Origin of the sequence: Nereida sp. NH-UV-3, assembly GCF_042939535.1 — a bacterium.
Lineage (GTDB): Bacteria > Pseudomonadota > Alphaproteobacteria > Rhodobacterales > Rhodobacteraceae > Nereida > Nereida ignava.
In genome coordinates this window covers 1,761,438-1,778,576 of the sequence record NZ_CP132157.1, presented here as the reverse complement: position 1 = coordinate 1,778,576, position 17,139 = coordinate 1,761,438, and the positions used below count along the sequence as shown (strand labels likewise).

At 54.2% G+C, this 17,139-nt stretch carries 17 protein-coding genes; 6 read left to right on the top strand and 11 right to left on the bottom strand.

Features of this window, described 5'->3' with window-relative positions; translation table 11 throughout:
- Positions 1-38: 38 nt before the first annotated feature.
- Together NeNHUV3_RS08780 and NeNHUV3_RS08775 are read left to right on the top strand one after the other, a co-directional pair.
- Positions 39-920 carry an AEC family transporter gene (locus NeNHUV3_RS08780; RefSeq protein WP_391480945.1) on the top strand — a complete coding sequence of 294 codons (882 nt, stop codon included), beginning with the start codon at positions 39-41 and terminating at the stop codon, positions 918-920.
- Between the two features lie 79 nt (positions 921-999).
- Entirely contained in the window at positions 1,000-1,584 is a 585-nt protein-coding gene (locus NeNHUV3_RS08775; RefSeq protein WP_391480944.1) for a lytic transglycosylase, read from the top strand.
- Positions 1,585-1,595: 11 nt separating this feature from the next.
- Here NeNHUV3_RS08775 and NeNHUV3_RS08770 read toward each other — a convergent pair whose 3' ends face one another.
- From NeNHUV3_RS08770 to NeNHUV3_RS08755, 4 genes are all read right to left on the bottom strand, one after another.
- Complete coding sequence (locus NeNHUV3_RS08770) at positions 1,596-2,195, bottom strand: outer membrane lipoprotein carrier protein LolA (protein ID WP_391480943.1); 600 nt, start codon at positions 2,193-2,195, stop codon at positions 1,596-1,598.
- 105 nt (positions 2,196-2,300) lie between these two features.
- Positions 2,301-5,216 (bottom strand): DNA translocase FtsK 4TM domain-containing protein, encoded by a 2,916-nt coding sequence (locus tag NeNHUV3_RS08765; protein WP_391480942.1) that lies wholly within the window; start codon positions 5,214-5,216, stop codon positions 2,301-2,303.
- Between the two features lie 11 nt (positions 5,217-5,227).
- Positions 5,228-6,406 (bottom strand): aminotransferase class I/II-fold pyridoxal phosphate-dependent enzyme, encoded by a 1,179-nt coding sequence (locus NeNHUV3_RS08760; RefSeq protein ID WP_391480941.1) that lies wholly within the window; start codon positions 6,404-6,406, stop codon positions 5,228-5,230.
- Between the two features lie 110 nt (positions 6,407-6,516).
- Entirely contained in the window at positions 6,517-7,842 is a 1,326-nt protein-coding gene (locus NeNHUV3_RS08755; protein WP_391483224.1) for an amidase, read from the bottom strand.
- Positions 7,843-7,897: 55 nt separating this feature from the next.
- Between NeNHUV3_RS08755 and NeNHUV3_RS08750 the strand changes: the two genes are divergently transcribed.
- Positions 7,898-9,157 carry an FAD-dependent monooxygenase gene (locus NeNHUV3_RS08750; RefSeq protein ID WP_391480940.1) on the top strand — a complete coding sequence of 420 codons (1,260 nt, stop codon included), beginning with the start codon at positions 7,898-7,900 and terminating at the stop codon, positions 9,155-9,157.
- Here NeNHUV3_RS08750 and NeNHUV3_RS08745 read toward each other — a convergent pair.
- The 4 genes from NeNHUV3_RS08745 to NeNHUV3_RS08730 all read right to left on the bottom strand — a co-directional run bounded on the left by NeNHUV3_RS08745 (position 9,154) and on the right by NeNHUV3_RS08730 (position 11,808).
- Positions 9,154-9,351: a Trm112 family protein gene (locus NeNHUV3_RS08745; RefSeq protein ID WP_391480939.1), complete on the bottom strand. Its 198-nt coding sequence runs from the start codon at positions 9,349-9,351 to the stop codon at positions 9,154-9,156. The two genes, NeNHUV3_RS08750 and NeNHUV3_RS08745, sit on opposite strands and share 4 nt — an antisense overlap.
- A complete protein-coding gene (locus NeNHUV3_RS08740; RefSeq protein ID WP_391480938.1) occupies positions 9,348-9,986 on the bottom strand; it encodes an LON peptidase substrate-binding domain-containing protein in 639 nt (212 codons plus the stop codon). The genes NeNHUV3_RS08745 and NeNHUV3_RS08740 overlap by 4 nt, the downstream gene beginning before the upstream one ends.
- A 63-nt stretch (positions 9,987-10,049) precedes the next feature.
- Entirely contained in the window at positions 10,050-10,964 is a 915-nt protein-coding gene (locus tag NeNHUV3_RS08735) for a tetratricopeptide repeat protein (protein ID WP_391480937.1), read from the bottom strand.
- Between the two features lie 55 nt (positions 10,965-11,019).
- The gene (locus tag NeNHUV3_RS08730; protein WP_391480936.1) at positions 11,020-11,808 is read right to left on the bottom strand and encodes an exodeoxyribonuclease III; all 789 of its coding nucleotides are present in this window, start codon (positions 11,806-11,808) and stop codon (positions 11,020-11,022) included.
- A 114-nt stretch (positions 11,809-11,922) separates the two neighbouring features.
- Here NeNHUV3_RS08730 and NeNHUV3_RS08725 point away from each other — a divergent pair, with 114 nt between their 5' ends.
- Complete coding sequence (locus NeNHUV3_RS08725) at positions 11,923-12,519, top strand: pyridoxamine 5'-phosphate oxidase family protein (protein WP_391480935.1); 597 nt, start codon at positions 11,923-11,925, stop codon at positions 12,517-12,519.
- Between the two features lie 140 nt (positions 12,520-12,659).
- On the opposite strand, the gene NeNHUV3_RS08720 is transcribed toward NeNHUV3_RS08725, so the two are convergent.
- Positions 12,660-13,346 carry a response regulator transcription factor gene (locus tag NeNHUV3_RS08720; RefSeq protein ID WP_048598693.1) on the bottom strand — a complete coding sequence of 229 codons (687 nt, stop codon included), beginning with the start codon at positions 13,344-13,346 and terminating at the stop codon, positions 12,660-12,662.
- Positions 13,347-13,495: 149 nt separating this feature from the next.
- Here NeNHUV3_RS08720 and ribA point away from each other — a divergent pair, with 149 nt between their 5' ends.
- A complete protein-coding gene (ribA, locus tag NeNHUV3_RS08715; protein WP_391480934.1) occupies positions 13,496-14,563 on the top strand; it encodes a GTP cyclohydrolase II in 1,068 nt (355 codons plus the stop codon).
- A complete protein-coding gene (locus tag NeNHUV3_RS08710; protein ID WP_391480933.1) occupies positions 14,560-15,081 on the top strand; it encodes a L,D-transpeptidase in 522 nt (173 codons plus the stop codon). Before ribA ends, NeNHUV3_RS08710 begins: the two co-directional genes overlap by 4 nt.
- Positions 15,082-15,091: 10 nt before the next feature.
- Here NeNHUV3_RS08710 and NeNHUV3_RS08705 read toward each other — a convergent pair whose 3' ends face one another.
- Both NeNHUV3_RS08705 and NeNHUV3_RS08700 read right to left on the bottom strand, forming a co-directional pair.
- Entirely contained in the window at positions 15,092-15,745 is a 654-nt protein-coding gene (locus NeNHUV3_RS08705) for a YggS family pyridoxal phosphate-dependent enzyme (RefSeq protein ID WP_391480932.1), read from the bottom strand.
- Positions 15,726-16,922 carry a sulfotransferase gene (locus NeNHUV3_RS08700; protein WP_391480931.1) on the bottom strand — a complete coding sequence of 399 codons (1,197 nt, stop codon included), beginning with the start codon at positions 16,920-16,922 and terminating at the stop codon, positions 15,726-15,728. The genes NeNHUV3_RS08705 and NeNHUV3_RS08700 overlap by 20 nt, the downstream gene beginning before the upstream one ends.
- Positions 16,923-17,139 lie beyond the last annotated feature (217 nt).

Genomic DNA, 17,139 nt, shown 5'->3' with positions numbered 1-17,139 from the left:
GTCTAGGGCTCCGCACCCCAAATCGAAGGAAACAGTTTGTGAACCTCGCATTAACAGTTCTCGAGATCACAGCACCGGTATTTATCCTTGGCATGATTGGCTTTGTTTGGGTGAAAATGGGCTTTGAGTATCGTGTCGAATTCGTCACGCGGCTGGCCATGACCATATCTGTGCCCTGCTTGATCTTTGTTGCTTTGATGCAAACCGAAATTGATCCGAACGCGCTGACGCTGCTGTCTCTTGCAACTGTTGCGGCATATGGCGCGGTAACCCTGCTGTGCTGGGGGCTGGTCGCAATAGGCAAGCTCGACCGGCGCACCTATCTTGCCCCGTTGATCATGGGCAACACTGGCAACCTTGGACTGCCGCTGTGCCTTTTTGCGTTTGGAGAGGCCGGCTTTGGCTATGCGGTTGTGGTTTTCGCGATCATGGCAATCTACTCGTTCACCTTTGGCATCTGGTTGGTCGCGGGGGGCGGCTCCCCGCTTAAGGTCCTCAAGGAGCCTATCGTAGCGGCCACCATTTTGGGTGCGTTGTTTTTGTGGCAAGGCTGGGAAACACCAACATTCCTGACAAACGCTTTGGGCCTTGTTGGGGATATGGCGATCCCGATTATGCTGATCACTTTGGGGGTCGCCGTGGCCCGCCTCACGCCAGCGCACCTTCCTCTTTCAATCATTTTGTCAGCATTTAAAGTTGTGGTCTGCGTCGGCGCCGCGGCTCTTATCGCGCAATGGTTTGGATTAGAATCCACGGCGGCAGCAGTTTTGATTGTGCAAATCGCGACGCCTGTCGCAGTGACATCTTATCTACTCGCAGAAAAATACGGTGCGGACGCAGATGCCGTTGCGGGCTTGGTGGTTGCTTCAACAGTGATGTCGTTGGTCACGATCCCGCTGACATTGGCGTTTCTAGTGTAGCGAAATCCAAAACATGTTTCGCGGACCCCTTAATTGAGTTATGTTGCACGCATAACCCGATAAAAATGGGAACAGGCAGATGAAACGACTATCCAGAGCATTGATGTTTTGCGTGCTAATCGCAGGGTGCGGCAGCAGCAATTATTCAGCCCCGCGCAATCTTGATAATGCTTGCAGCATTCTCAACCAGCGCCCGTCTTACCTGACGGCGATGCGCAAAACCGAACGCAAGTGGGGCGTACCTGTCGCCGTTCAAATGGCGGCCATTTACCAAGAGAGTAAGTTCATCGCGAACGCACGCACGCCCTATCGTTATGCGCTTGGAGTTATTCCGATGGGCCGTCAAAGTTCTGCCTATGGATACAGCCAAGCGCTAGATGGAACATGGGACGAGTACCGCTCTGAGCAACGCCGTTGGGCTGCACGCCGCGACCGTATTGGCGATGCTACTGACTTTATGGGGTGGTACATGGTTAAGTCGCGCGATGGCTTGGGCATCCCGCTCAACGACGCTCGCAATCAATACCTTGCCTATCATGAGGGCCGTACCGGATATGCGCGGGGTAGTTATAATCGCAAGCCGTGGTTGCTGCGGGTCTCACGTGAAGTCGGTAACCGCGCAGTAACGTATGACAGTCAGCTCCGCGCCTGCGGCAAGGCATAAGCGCGCAACCGCTAATTCCAATTTTCTGCCTCTTGGGGGATGCTGAACAAGCGCGCTCCAAGAGGGATGTCCGTCTCAAGCTGACCAAGGATCACGGTTGTCTCTGAGCCGATCTCATCCGTGATGATCCACTGGCGAAGCTGCGTTGGGCTGTCGGTGAACACAAGTTGGATACTGCCGTATTGCGGATTTTCAGGGTCCTGTGCGCGCACAAACGTCGCCGTGCCATCAAATTCATGTCCCACAACCATATCGCGTTTTGCCAAATCCACGTTGCGTTCCAGCAAAAGGTTCAGCGGTGTGCGGCGCAGCGGATATTGATCGGGATTATTTGCTGACTTGCCATCAAAGATCGCCACCTGACTACCACCTGCCATCACAAGCGTTTGCTCTGGCGGGCTGTACTCAAACCGGATGCGTCCGGGACGTTTGATGTAAATCGTGCCCGTAGAAATAGTCTGGTCCGCATTGATCTGTGTGAACTCACCCCGCGCAGTGGTCATGTCGTTAAGATAGCCCGATATCTGATCCAGTGAGAGCTTCTCAGCAGCAGATGCAGGAACGCCAAGCGCCAACAACACCATCATCGCAAAACTAGCTATTTTCGTCATTCTATTCATCCGCATCCAAACCTGTGCATCATTTACATGACACTGTTTCGCGGAGTTACCAGTGCTAGGCAATAACATCGCCTAACACTTTCGTTTTTGCGCGTATTACTGCGCCTCTGGGATCAGGATCTCGCGTTTGCCCACATGATTGGCAGGAGAGACAAGACCTTCTTCCTCCATCTGCTCTACAAGGCGCGCGGCCTTGTTGTACCCAATTGCCAGTTTACGCTGAATATAGCTGGTTGAGCACTTGCGATCCTTAACAACGATTTGCACCGCAGTATCATACAGCGCATCTTCGCCATCGGTATTACCGCCAAGTCCAAGAACCAGATCGATATCACTTTCTTGATCCGACGCAGGGCCATCAACAACGCCACTTTTGTATTCGGGCGGGCCAAAAGCCTTGAGGTAATTTACAATTTCCTCAACTTCTTCATCTGAGCAGAATGGCCCGTGAACACGAGTAATTTTGGAACCACCAGCCATGTAGAGCATGTCACCCATGCCCAAAAGCTGCTCGGCGCCCTGCTCACCCAGAATGGTACGGCTATCAATTTTTGAAGTCACTTGGAACGAAATCCGTGTGGGGAAGTTCGCCTTAATTGTACCCGTGATAACGTCAACAGACGGACGTTGGGTGGCCATGATCAGGTGAATACCCGACGCACGCGCCATTTGTGCAAGGCGCTGGATGCAGGCTTCGATCTCTTTACCCGCCACCATCATCAGGTCTGCCATCTCATCAACGATGACCACGATATAGGGTAGCACTTCGGGCTGGAATTCTTCGCTCTCAAAAATCGGCTCACCCGTATCTTCGTCAAAACCGGTTTGAACCGTGCGGCTGAACAGCTCACCTTTGGCCAAGGTGTCGCGGACGCGGCTGTTGTAACCTTCAATGTTACGCACACCCATTTTCGACATCTTGCGGTAACGCTCTTCCATCTCGCCCACAGTCCACTTCAGCGCAACAACTGCCTTTTTAGGGTCAGTCACAACAGGGCTAAGCAGGTGCGGAATGCCGTCATAAACACTCAGTTCGAGCATTTTAGGATCAATCATGATCAGGCGGCACTCATCGGGTGTAAGCTTATAAAGCAGCGACAAAATCATTGTGTTGATCGCCACAGACTTACCAGAACCGGTTGTCCCCGCGATCAACAGGTGGGGCATCTTGGCAAGGTTAGCCACGATGCTTTCGCCGCCAATATCTTTGCCCAAGGCAAGGGGCAGGCGCATGCTGCTGTCACCAAAATCACGTGCTGACAGGATTTCGCGCAGGACTACCATTTCACGGTTTTCGTTGGGCAACTCGATCCCAATAACAGAACGTCCCGGCACGGTCGAAACACGTGCAGAAAGCGCAGACATTGAACGCGCAATGTCATCGGCCAGACCAATAACGCGGCTGGCCTTCAAACCGGGGGCTGGCTCAAGCTCGTACATCGTTACAACGGGGCCTGGGCGAACACTGACAATCTCACCTTTTACGCCGTAATCATCCAAAACGCTTTCCAGCATCCGTGCGTTTTGCTCAAGCGCATCATCGGACAGATGATGCCGCTCAACGGTGTCTGGCGCACGCAACAGGTTCAATGGCGGCAGATCAAACTGGCTCGCGCTCTCCTCAAACTTCAGGGCTGGCTGCGCCTCAGCTTTGGCCTGACGTGATGGGACGATCGCCTTTTTCACAGGATGCTGCACAACTGAACGCGCTTGCGGTGTGGGAATTTGCATAGGCGGCGTTTGAGTTGCAGCCGCATAAGGGTCAGCCACATCGGGCGTCACCGGATCATAACTTTCAACCAAGGCATCTGGCCCCTCATCAAGGGCCTCATGCATCATTGGCGCCTCATCCGCATACATCTGTGGCGGAGTTGTTTGGGCAATCAACGGCTCAGGGCCACGGGGCATCAATGACGGCTCAACACGCGCCGCAGTTTGTGGCGTAGCTTGCGCGACACCGCGCGCGCGGTTCTTAATCGCGTCAGAAATACGCGCAGATACAGTACCCGCATCCGGTGCGGACAAATCAGCACTTAAGGCAGGTTCAACCAACTCTGGCTCAGGCATCGGTGCAGGTTTTGGCATCAAGCGCGCAAGCAGGCCTGTCTTTGGCTCGGCCACCGGCATCGGCGCGGGGCGTGGATCAGCAACCAAGGGAGCTGCATTTGTAGCTACCGTAGGCTCGACCCCAAATGCAGGGTCCGCACGTACAACAGACGCCACGCGTGCTTTTTCTTCCGCGCTATGCATCATGGGCAAGAGTGTTTCATGACGGTGCGCTGCCTCAAGTGCTTTTGCATCCGCGCGTGCCTCACGCATCTGCGCGTGACGCTCGGCCATGTGGCGCGCTGCAACACCCGCCCCTGAAGCGCCTTTACCCAACACTTTCAACGTCTGCGCATACGTGACAACCAAGCCTACCAACAAGAAACGTCCGATCACACGCAGCTCATCTTTGATGAACCCAAGGACGAACAGACCAAGCGCCACAGTGCCCAAACCAGTCAGCAGGGACATCAGCTTGACCCCGAACGCGGGGGAAAACGGCAAAATGCTAAGGATGACCGCAAGAGTAGTCTCGCCAAACAATCCGCCCAAGCCAAACGAATGGTTCCAACCCGCAGGTGGCGTCAGGCTTGCACCATAGATGGAGGCGATCGCGACCAAAATTGGAAAGAAGATCAGACAGCTCACCGCACGTTCTTGGCCGCGGTGCAAAATAAAGCGCACGCCCCAAGCGATAAACACTGCTGGGATGACCCAAGCGCCTTTACCCACGATCATGAAAAGCGGGCCTGACAGTGACGCGCCAAAGCGGCCAAGCCAATTCTCGATCGGCGCTGTTGTGGCGACCATAAAGTTTGGATCGGACGGAGAATAACTCCACAGCATCGCCCAGCTCAGCGCGCCCAAGACCAAAAGGCCAAGACCAATCAACTCTTTCGAGCGTTTTTCAATCGCCGCCTGCATGTCCGTATCGAACAAAGGGTCACCTTGTGTGCGTAGTGCCATATCCCGTTTCCTCATCCGTAGATGCAGTCGCGTAAGGCAATAAGCCCGCGCTGCACGTCTTGTTTTGGGGCCACCAATGCGACCCGAATATAATTTTGTCCCGGATTACCTGCATCCGTATCGCGGCTCAGATAACTACCAGGCAGAACACGAACGCCCGTTTGCGTCCAAAGCTTTACTGCTGCTTGTTCTGCATCCTCGGCAGGCAGCCACAAAAAGAAGCCAGCCTCGGGCGATTGATAGCCCTCGACATCAGCAAAAATCTCATCGGCCAGATCAAACTTCTCTGCGTAAAGCGCCCGAGACGCCGTAACGTGGGTTTCATCGTTCCAACACGCGACAGCAACATGCTGCAACGGCAATGGCAGTGGTGTGCCAGCGTAGTTTCTCAGCTGTTTCATGCGCGCAATATTTTGCGGCCCAGACACAACAAACCCTGAGCGCAAACCCGCCAAATTTGACCGCTTTGACAGCGAATGGAAAATCAAGACACGCTCGGGATCAGCACCCATTTTTTGCGCAACTTCAAGCGCACCAGTCGGCGGGGCGTCGCGGTAGACCTCGGAATAGCACTCATCCGCGATAATCTTAAAATCAAACCGCTCGGCCAAGCCAATCAACTCGCGCCAATAGCTTTCCGTTGCTACGGCACCCTGCGGGTTCGCCGGTGAACAGATATAACACATGGCGGTACGCTTAAGCACATCTTCGGGAAGGCTTGCGTAGTCAGGCAAAAAGCCGGTCTCTGCGGTGGCATTTACATAAACGGGCTCGGCGGACGCGCTCAGCGTGCTGACTGCGTAAACTTGATAAAACGGGTTCGGAATAAGGACGACTGGCGGCTGCCCGTTCTTACTTTCAGGGCACAGCGCCATGTTCACATTGTACAGGCCCTCGCGGGTCCCGTTAAGCGTTAGAACCTCAGTCGTTGCATCAACTTTTGCGCCGAACCTGCGACCAACCCAAGAGGCGATGGCTTCAAGCAACTCTGGCGCGCCATCGTTGGGGGGGTATTTGTTAAAGCCCGACACATGGGCCGCAAGAACCTCGGGGACAAATTCGGGAAAGGCGTGCTGTGGCTCACCAATGGTCATAGCAATCGGTTCACCGCCAGACGGCAGGTGGTCCAATAACGCGCGCAAACGCGGAAATGCATAGGCCGGAAGGGCGCTAAACCGCTGGGGATACATCAATACTGCCTCATGTTCGGGATCATTATCGCCCCGTTATTTCAACATTAAACCAAATCAGAGGCGCTGCGTCCAGAAAAAGCCAACAGTATTGGGCGGTTATGTGACTTTTAGGCCCCTATTGCGCTTATTGCGGCAGCTAATCGCAGTGCTTTGGCGTCTTGCATCGGCAAACAATTAATCATGAGGCCCGTCGATTTGTGGCCTGCGGGTACCGTGACCGAGCACAATCCCAGAAGATTGGCCACGCGCGTGTTGCGAAGCGCCATCAAATTTGCCTCAACAAAATAGTCAGGCTCCGCAATCAATCTCGCCAAGTTCGGCGGCATGATTGGCGCAGTCGGTAACAGCACCCCGTCAAATCGCGCGGCTTGAATGGCATATTCACGCCGGATGTGATCCAACTTTTGCCACCCCGCCACGAAATCAGATGCGGCTACGTTTTTGCCGGCTCTAAATCGCTCGCGAACCTGATCGAACATTGTGTCTGGCGACGCCTCAATAACCTCGCCCCATGTGCCATAAGCTTCGGCAGTAAATAGCGGCCCCGCAATCGCGAAGGCATCATTTAGAGCCTCAAATCCGAACGGTTCAACAACAGCACCTGCCCGCTTAATGGCTTCGACTGCGCGCTCGTAAGCCGCGCGCGGCGCATCTTCCAAACCTTCAAGCACCACTGTTTGCAGCGCGCCAAACCGTACCCCTTCAAGAGACGCATGAGCCAGATCAACACTGCCACCACCCAACACATCAAACAGTACCGCGGCATCTTCCACGCTTCGACAGAGCGGCCCAACGGTGTCAAAACGCTGGCAAAGCGGCACCACGCCTTTCGTCGCAATCGCCCCATGGGTTGTCTTAAGCCCTACAAGGTCATTCCAAACGGCGGGAATTCTGACGGACCCGCCCGTATCAGAACCTATCGCGGCAGCGGCCAAACCAAACGCAACAGATGCAGCAGCGCCAGATGATGACCCGCCGGCAACTGCATCATGGTCGTTCACACACGGGCTAGTCTCTGTGACGGGATTATACCCAAGGCCCGAAAACGCCAACTCGGACATGTGTGTTTTACCGAGACAGACCAGACCCAATTGTGTTGCATGTTGCAAAACAAGAGCGTCTGCATCGGGGGTTCGCCCTGCAAGCAGTTTCGATCCCGCCTCCGTGACTGTACCCGCCGTATCAAACAGGTCTTTCCAAGAAATCGGGACGCCATCAAGCGGACACAGCCGCCCCCCATTCTGTTGCCTAGTTCGTGCCGCAAGCGCCTCGGCCCGGGCGCGATCAGCGGTAACGCGAGCGTAGATTTTGTCCGTAAAGGGGTGGGCCGCAATCGCTTGCAGAAACACATCGCACAACTCAACAGGATCGATATCCCCTGCCCCAATGCCACGCCCAAGATCAACGGCCGTCATCGTTTGCCATTTATGCATGCCGGAATACCCCAAGATAAATTTTCTCAGGTGAAACCTATCCGCTGCATCCAGCATGGACAATCCCGCCCCAACGCCCATATTCAGCAACATGGATAAGAGTACAGATTTGATCATTGTCGGCGGCAGCCTGAACGGATGCGCACTTGCTTTGGCAGCCGCAGGCACAGGGCTGAGCGTCACGTTAATTGATGCCGAAGATGTCGCGACACAGACGCTGTCCAATTTCAACGGCCGCTCATATGCGATCGCACTGGCTTCGCAGCGATTGTTGAACGGGATTGGTCTTTGGGACGATCTTGAAGGCGACGCACAGCCGATGCTTGAAATTAAAGTAACCGATGGGCGCGTTGGCGAAGGTCCATCACCGTTTTTCATGCATTTTGATCATGCTGAAATTGAAGAAGGCCCAATGGGGTTTATGGTCGAAGATCGGCATTTGCGACGTGCGTTTTTGAACGCTGTTCAGAATGCTGAAATTACCCATCTGCCGAATGCCCGAGTAGTCGCGCAGCACACCGACGCGGCTGGCGCTTCTGTTACCCTTGCGGACGGAACCATGCATACGGGGCGCGTATTAGTCGGGTGCGACGGGCGAACATCAGGCACTGCCATGCGCGCCGGTATTATGCGCAACGGTCGCGACTACGGACAGACTGCGATGGTCTGCGCGATTGCCCATGAGAAACCACACGGCGGAATTGCTCACCAGTTTTTCATGCCCGCGGGTCCTTTGGCGATTTTGCCCCTTAGTGGGAACCGAAGCTCTATTGTTTGGTCAGAAACGCATGAAACAGCGGCCCGCGTCAGCAAAATGAGCGACGATGATTTTATTGAGCACCTCAAGCCCCGCTTTGGAGACTTTCTGGGAAACATTGAACTTGCAGGCGCACGCTATCACTATCCGCTGTCACTGACCTTGGCCAACGCCCTCACATCACAGCGCATCGCGTTGGTGGGTGACGCAGCACACGGCGTGCACCCCATTGCGGGACAGGGGCTAAACGCGGGCCTAAAAGATGTAGCAAGTCTTGTTGAGGTTCTCGCACTGGCAAAACGCAGGGGCGAAGACATCGGTTCCGATTTGGTATTAGCGCGCTATGCGCAGTGGCGGCGCTTTGATGTTGCGGCTCTTGCTGCCTCAACCGACAGCTTCAACGCGCTATTTTCAAATGATAACGGCTTTTTGCGCGGCTTGCGTGACGTAGGTATGGGGATCGTAAACGCAGTTCCCGCTCTGCGCAGAGGCTTTATTCGCGAAGCCGCAGGCCTGACCGGCGATTTGCCCAAGCTCATGAAAGGGCAAAGCGTCTAAAGACTGCGCGCTTCGTCTACTAACAAGATTGGGATACCTTCACGGATCGGAAAGGCCAGTTTAGCTGACTTACTGATAAGCTCTTGGGCATCAGCATCGTAATCCAATGTGCCTTGCGTGCGCGGGCAGACCAAGGCTTCAAGCATACATGGATCAAACTTGGTAGCGGTCTTACCAGATACCTCTTGGCTCATTGCATCATCTCCTCCGACTGGCCCCCTCTTAACGCGAACTCGATCAGCGTCACAATAGTTTCGCGGCGTGTCGTCAGAGATGGCGCCTCAAGCAGCGCCTGTTTGTCTTCTGGCTCAAACGGGCAAAGCATCGAAAGCGAGTTGATGAGCAACTCCTCGTCCGCTTCCTCCAAGCCATCCCAATCAGTCTTCAAATCATAAGCGTCAAAAAACTTTTCAAGCGACGCCATAAACTTGGGACGGTCAAATTCAGGATCCCGCTCGGCGGCGCCCAAATCACGCTCAAAACCGCTCCAAGAGACGTCGCATTGACGGTAGGGCGAAAACCCTGCGACTTCTGCCGATACGCGAAACCGCGAAACACCAGCAAGAGTCACCATATAGCGGCCGTCTTCTGTCTCGGAAAATGCAGTGATCCGGCCCGCGCATCCAATAGCGTGCAGACCGTTTTCGCCGCGCGCCTCATAGGGCTGCACCATACCGATCAAACGGTGCGAAGTTTTGAGGGCGTCTTCGATCATCTGAAGATAGCGTGGCTCAAAAATATGAAGGGGCAAACGTGCCCGCGGCAAAAGCAAAGCACCGGGCAGCGGGAATACGGGAACGCGATTTGGCAGGTCAGCTGTTTTCATCATATTCAAGCAGATAGCTTTGCAAAGACGCAGGGCAACGCGACAAATGTGCCCCGCGTGAATTAGTTAGACAAAGATCATCGACGACAGGCGGCGGCGACCGTTCAACGCGATAGGGTCTTTTGCTTCAAGCGCATCAAAGATGGTAAATAGCTGTGCTTTTGCAGCGCCGTCATTCCATTCACGATCACGCCCGAATAGATCAAGCAACTGATCCACGGCACCCTCTAGATCACCCGCTGCGTGCATGGCGGTGGCCAGATCAAAGCGGGCTTGGTGGTTGTTTTCATCAGCCTTCACCGCTGCGCGCAACTCATCAAGCGGACCTGCACTAGCAGCTTGCTTTGCCAGCTCAAGTTGCGCATGTGCTGCCTCAAGTTCGGCTGACGCAGATATCTCGGCAGGTGCGCCGTTCAGAACTGCTTCAGCTTGCTCAACCTCATCAAGCGCAAGATGTGCACGAACCAGACCGCCGTAAGCCGCTGCATTGGTGGGCTCTTCTTCCAGAATGGCTGCAAAAGTCTGAGCCGCATCTGACGCATCACCGGCAGTCAGCATTTCCTCAGCCGCCTCAACAGCAGCTGCAAGGCCGTCATCCTCACCACCAGGGCCCATTGCGGCAACACGTGTGACAAACGCCTCAATTTCGGAACCTGCAACCGCGCCTTGAAAGCCGTCCACTGGCTGGCCTTGCCAAAACGCATAGACTGTCGGGATGGATTGGATTTGCAATTGTCCCGCAATCGCTTGATTTTGATCTACGTCCAGCTTCACCATGCGAACGGCACCATTTGCGGCTGTTACCGCCGCCTCAAGCGCAGGGCCAAGTGTTTTGCATGGGCCACACCAAGGCGCCCAAAAGTCAACGATGACCGGCACCTTTTGAGACATCTCAACGACGTCCTGCATAAAGGTCGCTTCTGAGCCATCTTTGATCAGATCATCTGCTTGCTCGTTCTGCGAGGCACCAAGTTCCAACATTGCTTTATCCCTTAAATATCAGTTGCACGTCATATGTGTAGCGCAGGACGAAATGTCAAAGATCAAAGGTCGCAAAAACCGGAGCATGATCTGATGGCTTTTCCCAGCCACGTGCGTCACGCAACACGCGACTGCTATGTGCTGCGCTTTTGATGTCACCAGTGGCCCAAATATGGTCCAAGCGGCGTCCTTTATCTGCCGCGTCCCAATCTTTGGCGCGATACGACCACCAGCTGTAAAGCCGACCTGCGGGAATATCCGCGCGCGTCACATCATGCCAGTCACCTGCCGTCATCACATCATTGAAATGCTCTACTTCGATAGGCGTATGGCTGACGACTTTAAGCAGCTTTTTGTGGTCCCAAACATCGTCCTCACGCGGGGCGATATTTAGATCACCGACCAGAATAGCCCGCTTCGGTGCTGACGTCCTGAACGCATCACGCATATCTGTGAGATAGTCCAACTTTTGGCCAAACTTTTCATTCACATCGCGGTCCGCGACGTCACCACCCGCAGGCACGTAATGGTTGTGAATTGTCACACCATTCTCAAGCCGGCCCGCGATATGGCGTGCATGACCAAGACTTGCAAAATCCTCGGCACCGGCCTCGACCATCGGGATCTTGGAAAGGATCGCAACACCGTTGTAACCCTTCTGCCCGCGCGCGACCATGTGCGTGTAGCCAAGTGCTTCAAAACCAGCCGTGGGAATTTTCTCAACGGGAGATTTACACTCCTGCAAACACAGCACATCCGGCGCTTGCTCAGAGAGCAATTTAAGCACCAAATCCTCGCGCAGGCGCACTGAATTAATGTTCCAAGTGGCGAGAGTAAATGACATGGTGGTGCTCCTGATGTAACTTGCCCAAGTCGTAACTTAGCCCGCTTTGAAAGGCCAGTGTTGCAGCGCCGACCTACGCTATGCAAAGCTGCGCCTACCCAATAGGAGCACGCGATGACACCCCAAGAGTTACGATATCTGTATGGTTACCCTAGTGAACGGGCCGCCCAAAAAGAGATCACAATTTTCGATCATCATTGTCGTGCAATCATAGCCGCCTCGCCGTTTGTGATCATGGCGACCAGCGGGGCAAATGGGCTGGACTTATCCCCCAAAGGTGACCCCATAGGCTTTGTGCATGTGGAAGACGACAAAACGCTGCTGATCCCTGATCGGCCTGGAAATAACCGTATCGACGGGCTTCTCAACATTGCGGGCGATCCGCGGGTGGCACTGTTGTTCATGATCCCAACAGTGACCGAAACGTTGCGGGTGAACGGTATTGCGGAAATCACCGCTGATCCTAAAATTTGCGGCCGATTTGCGATCAATGGCCGCAGCCCAAAAACAGTTACCAAAGTTACTGCCACACAAATCTTTACCCATTGCGGCAAAGCGCCGATGCGCGCGGGACTATGGAACCCTGACACATGGCCTGACAAACGACCTGTCGGCACGCTTTACGAAATGGTCCGTGATCACGCCCAATTGCCCGTCGATACAACAGATCAGGCAGCCATTGAGAAGATGTATAAGTCAGAGCTTTATTAGGCGCCCACGCCCTCGAGGCAAAAAAGAAGCCCTGACCAATATGATCAGGGCAAAGTCCAACAGGGAGAGAATGTTGTATCCCCAACATCAAAGGGTAGATAACGTATGCCACGCTGTGCGGCATACGTCCTTGATCCAGATCAACCGTTAAGCCGGTAGCCGCCACTTTCCGTCACAAGCAAACGCGCGTTGCCGGGATCGGGCTCAATTTTTTGGCGCAAACGATAAATATGCGTCTCAAGCGTGTGGGTCGTTACACCGGCATTATAACCCCAAACTTCGTGAAGCAGTACATCGCGGGCAACGACACCCTCGGGGGCGCGGTGAAGAAACTTCAAAATATTTGTTTCTTTCTCCGTCAGGCGAATTTTCTTTTCGTCCTCAGTGATGAGCATCTTTTGCGCAGGCTTGAACGTGTATGGCCCAAGATTGAAAACGGCGTCTTCTGATTGCTCATGGGTGCGTAGCTGCGCGCGAATACGCGCCAATAGAACCGGAAATTTGAACGGCTTTGTGACATAATCATTTGCACCGGCATCAAGCCCTAAAATGGTGTCCGCATCACTATCGTGACCTGTCAGCATCAGAACCGGACATTTCACACCTTGCTTTCGCATCAAACGGCACAGCTCGCGACCGTCAGTATCAGGCAGGCCTACGTCCAAAATCACCAAATCATAAAGCTGCTCTTTGGCACGTTCCATCGCGTTATGGCCGTTTTCAGCTTCGAAAACATCAAAGTCTTCCGTCATGATGAGTTGCTCCGACAGAGCGTCACGCAGATCATCGTCATCATCAACAAGCAGAATTTTCTTCAATTGCGCCATCATGGCCTCCGTGAGTTATTGATCTACAAATGGGCACAAACGCAGAATTGAGCAAGTTTTACCCCGCCGTTTCACAGGCTCGTGTCAAAAGGGTTGCAAATGTTTCAATTTAAAGGGCAAGCATTGGTAACCTTGTAACATTTGAGCCCATGCCCTTTCAGCCCACACCAGCCCAAGCAAAAGCCCAAGCACACGCAGCCCTTCGCATCGGGCTTGGCGTGGGCATTCGCGATGATGATGGTCTTTGGGTTGCCTTTGCCGCTGAAACGCTCAGCCCGGACCAACTCAGCCAAGCATTGGCCCTTGGTGGCGCAGAGATGATCATCACGCACCGGCGCGCAGAAACGCTTAAAACAGCGGCTTATTTTGGCGATGTCGCGCGGCTTGCCATACAAAGCGATGCTGATCTTCGCTGGATAAGGGGCGTCGCCGATCCAGCCACAGACCTAAGCACACCTATGAAGGGGCCATTTCGTTCCTTGCGCGACGGAGACCCGCGGGCACACCGGGCCGCCATTTTGCTTTGTAAGGCTGCCCATTTGCTGCCCGCTGCCGTGATGGTACGCGTGCAATCCGCCGAAGGGCTAAGCATTCTCACCGCGTCCGAAGTGTTGGCACAGGCTGACACGGCCCATTACAATGACATCGTTCACGCAGCCCTACCCATGGCTGTGTCAAACGAAGGACGCGTGCATGTCTTTCGGCCCGACGATGGATCAGCCGAGCACTACGCAATTGAAGTTGGTAAAATAGATCCCAACAAACCCATCCTAACGCGCCTTCATTCCGCGTGTTTCACCGGTGATTTGCTTGGCTCGCTCAAGTGTGATTGCGGCCCCCAACTGCGCGGTGCGATGGCGCAAATGGGCGCGCAAGGGGCAGGCATTTTGCTTTACCTAAATCAAGAGGGCCGCGGCATCGGGCTGGCCAACAAAATGCGGGCCTATTTTCTGCAAGACCAAGGCTTTGATACTGTTGAAGCAAATCACCGCATTGGCTTTGAGGATGATGAGCGCGACTTTAGGATTGGCGCCTCAATTTTGAACAAGCTGGGTGTTGGCAACATTAAGCTGCTGACCAACAACCCCAATAAGGTCGCGCGCATGGAGGATATGGGGATCACCGTCAGCGAACGCGTGCCGCTTATTGTTGGCAAAAATCCTGTGAACAGCGCCTATCTGAAAACCAAAGCAGCTAAATCCGGCCATTTACTGTGACCCCCTACACCACCCCAAACGATCTGGTTTTGACAAAACGCGGCTTGCGTTTTCAGGGGCAGTACTTCCCTCGCACAATCGGAAAAGGCGGCATCTCATCTGATAAACGTGAAGGCGATGGTGCAACACCCGTCGGCGTTCACGCCATTGTGGGGATGCTTTACCGGCCCGACCGCATTGCAAAACCCGCAGATTGGGCTGTGCCCATTAGACCCGGTGATTTGTGGTCTGATGATCCACACCACGAAGACTACAACCTGATGGTTCGCGCGCCCTACCCGCACAGTCACGAGGTGCTGCGGCGGGCTGACCCACTTTACGACATTGTGATATTAACTGATTGGAACTGGCCGCGCGCCGAATTCAAACGTGGCTCTGCGATTTTTCTACATCGCTGGCGGCGACCCGTATTTGGTACCGAAGGCTGCATCGGGTTTCGCCCAGATCACCTGAAACGGATCGCGGCACGGATAACATTTGGCACGCGCCTTATCGTGCCAAACTCCCTCATTCATTAACACTGCTACCCTAGCCGTAATCACGCTCGCCAAAAATGGCGGATCCTACACGAATATGAGTGGCACCAAGCTGGATGGCCGTCTCAAAATCACTGCTCATCCCCATTGATAGCCCTTTCAAACCGTTGCGTTCCGCGATTTTGCGCAGCAACGCAAAGTGCAAAGCGGGTTCTTCATCTACCGGCGGGATGCACATTAGGCCTTTCACGGGCAAATCAAGTGCACGCGCCTCGGCGACAAATGCGTCCGCATCCGAAGGCAATACGCCCGCTTTTTGCGGCTCTTCGCCCGTATTTACCTGTACAAATAAGTCCGGGCAGGCCCCAATTTCTTGCGCAAGCCGCGCAAGGGTGCCGGCCAGCTTCGGACGGTCGACTGAATGGATGGCATCAAAAAGCTCCATCGCTTGGCGGGCTTTGTTGGTCTGAAGCGGCCCAATCAGATGCACGTTTACATCCGCAAACTCACCACGGAAGTCGGGCCATTTGCCAGCTGCTTCCTGCACTTTATTCTCACCATAAAGACGGTGTCCTTGGGCCAACACGTCCGCGACACGGGCATTAGGTTGAACTTTTGACACCGCAATAAGCTGAACATCGGCCACATCGCGCCCAAACTGCTCACACGTCTTCGCGATCCGCTCGTTAATCCCATTCAGTGACATTGATACCTCGTTTTTCCAAAGCCTTTAGCAAGGGCATAACCCCATCGCCGTAACGCTGCCATGCCTTTTGCGACGACTTGTAAATTGGCTGGCGGACCTGCGCCAGAGATAGCGTTTTGACCGCGCCTGTCGATTTATGAAACTCCAGACACTGATCCTGCCACTCCAAACCACACGCCGCAATCAGCGCACGAGCCTTGTCTTCGGGATCACGAACCAACGTATCATAATCGGCGATGTAAATATCATCCGGCATCTGCTGTTTCCAAAACGAGACCATATCCCGAAAAGCCAAATAGTGATCCGCAAGGCTTTCAAAATCATAGGCGTATCTGTGGGTGCCCGCTTGGAACAGATTGCGATAAATCGACAACAGATTGTCGCGCGGGTCCCGTTGAACAATCAAGAACTTGGCGTTGGGTATGATCGTTTTTATCGCCCCAAGGTAGAGGTACGTTTGGATGGATTTATCAACGGTCCGCTTCGCAGAGGGATAACGGGCCGCCACATCCGCAAGGTACTTATCCGCCACGTTAATGCGCAACCTATCCGCTACATCACTAACGGTTTTATAAGTGGTGCCATCGCGCAAAAGCCGCTCAACCGCGCCCGACGCAAACCTCGTCTCCCCCATGCTGGTCACATCAGAATGCGCCGCGATAATCTGTTCAATCAACGTGGTGCCCGACCGCGGCATACCGGTCACAAAAATTGGCGCGTCTTTGATATGGTCCGGAAGAGGTGCCGCAGGATCAAGGCCAGACTGCGCGCTTTGCAGCTGTGCCACCTGATCGCGCCACGCTTGGGGGTCATAGGGGTAATTCGCTGCAACCAAATCGTTGCCGCGCTTTAGATACGGGAACGCGGCCTCATAGGCTTTGGTGTCCTCAAGCGCCTTGGTGATCGCAAAATTGAGCTCCCAGCGGTCCATGTCATTTGCCAATTGATCAGGCTTGATCGCCAGCATTTTCGCAAGATACGGATCATCGGGCGTGAACTTCCGCGCGATCGACAACAGGCGATAAAGACTGCCGTTATTTGGCTTTAGCTTCAGGGCCTTGCGGAGATAAAACTCTGCCTTCTTCAATTCGCCCATCAGTTGATACACATGCGCCGAATTGGCCAACACAGCAACGGAAGTCGGGGCAAGCTTTTCTGCTTTACCAAGGGCGGACACCGCTTTTTGTACTGACCAACGGCACCAAGAGCGACGCCATATTGCATATGAACCGCTGGCTCTTTTGGCATTTGTTTGGCCGCTGCCGCCAAATGGGTCACCGCCGCATCCGGCTTACCGCCTTTGGTGTAAAGCGTTCCAAGATGCAGGTGAGACGGCCCATGATTTGGCACGACGCATTAAATTTTCTGAAATTGCTGAGCCGCAAGCGCGAAGT

What these genes read in the sequence shown, in the direction of transcription:
- NeNHUV3_RS08755 (WP_391483224.1), bottom strand. Translation starts at nt 7,842, where the DNA reads ATGCATAAATGGCAAACGATGACGGCCGTTGATCTTGGGCGTGGCATT.
- NeNHUV3_RS08705 (WP_391480932.1), bottom strand. Translation starts at nt 15,745, where the DNA reads ATGTCACTGAATGGGATTAACGAGCGGATCGCGAAGACGTGTGAGCAG.
- NeNHUV3_RS08720 (WP_048598693.1), bottom strand. Translation starts at nt 13,346, where the DNA reads ATGGCGCAATTGAAGAAAATTCTGCTTGTTGATGATGACGATGATCTG.
- NeNHUV3_RS08750 (WP_391480940.1), top strand. Translation starts at nt 7,898, where the DNA reads ATGGACAATCCCGCCCCAACGCCCATATTCAGCAACATGGATAAGAGT.
- NeNHUV3_RS08725 (WP_391480935.1), top strand. Translation starts at nt 11,923, where the DNA reads ATGACACCCCAAGAGTTACGATATCTGTATGGTTACCCTAGTGAACGG.
- NeNHUV3_RS08730 (WP_391480936.1), bottom strand. Translation starts at nt 11,808, where the DNA reads ATGTCATTTACTCTCGCCACTTGGAACATTAATTCAGTGCGCCTGCGC.
- NeNHUV3_RS08735 (WP_391480937.1), bottom strand. Translation starts at nt 10,964, where the DNA reads ATGTTGGAACTTGGTGCCTCGCAGAACGAGCAAGCAGATGATCTGATC.
- NeNHUV3_RS08740 (WP_391480938.1), bottom strand. Translation starts at nt 9,986, where the DNA reads ATGATGAAAACAGCTGACCTGCCAAATCGCGTTCCCGTATTCCCGCTG.
- NeNHUV3_RS08760 (WP_391480941.1), bottom strand. Translation starts at nt 6,406, where the DNA reads ATGTATCCCCAGCGGTTTAGCGCCCTTCCGGCCTATGCATTTCCGCGT.
- NeNHUV3_RS08745 (WP_391480939.1), bottom strand. Translation starts at nt 9,351, where the DNA reads ATGAGCCAAGAGGTATCTGGTAAGACCGCTACCAAGTTTGATCCATGT.
- NeNHUV3_RS08770 (WP_391480943.1), bottom strand. Translation starts at nt 2,195, where the DNA reads ATGACGAAAATAGCTAGTTTTGCGATGATGGTGTTGTTGGCGCTTGGC.
- NeNHUV3_RS08775 (WP_391480944.1), top strand. Translation starts at nt 1,000, where the DNA reads ATGAAACGACTATCCAGAGCATTGATGTTTTGCGTGCTAATCGCAGGG.
- ribA (WP_391480934.1), top strand. Translation starts at nt 13,496, where the DNA reads ATGCCCTTTCAGCCCACACCAGCCCAAGCAAAAGCCCAAGCACACGCA.
- NeNHUV3_RS08765 (WP_391480942.1), bottom strand. Translation starts at nt 5,216, where the DNA reads ATGGCACTACGCACACAAGGTGACCCTTTGTTCGATACGGACATGCAG.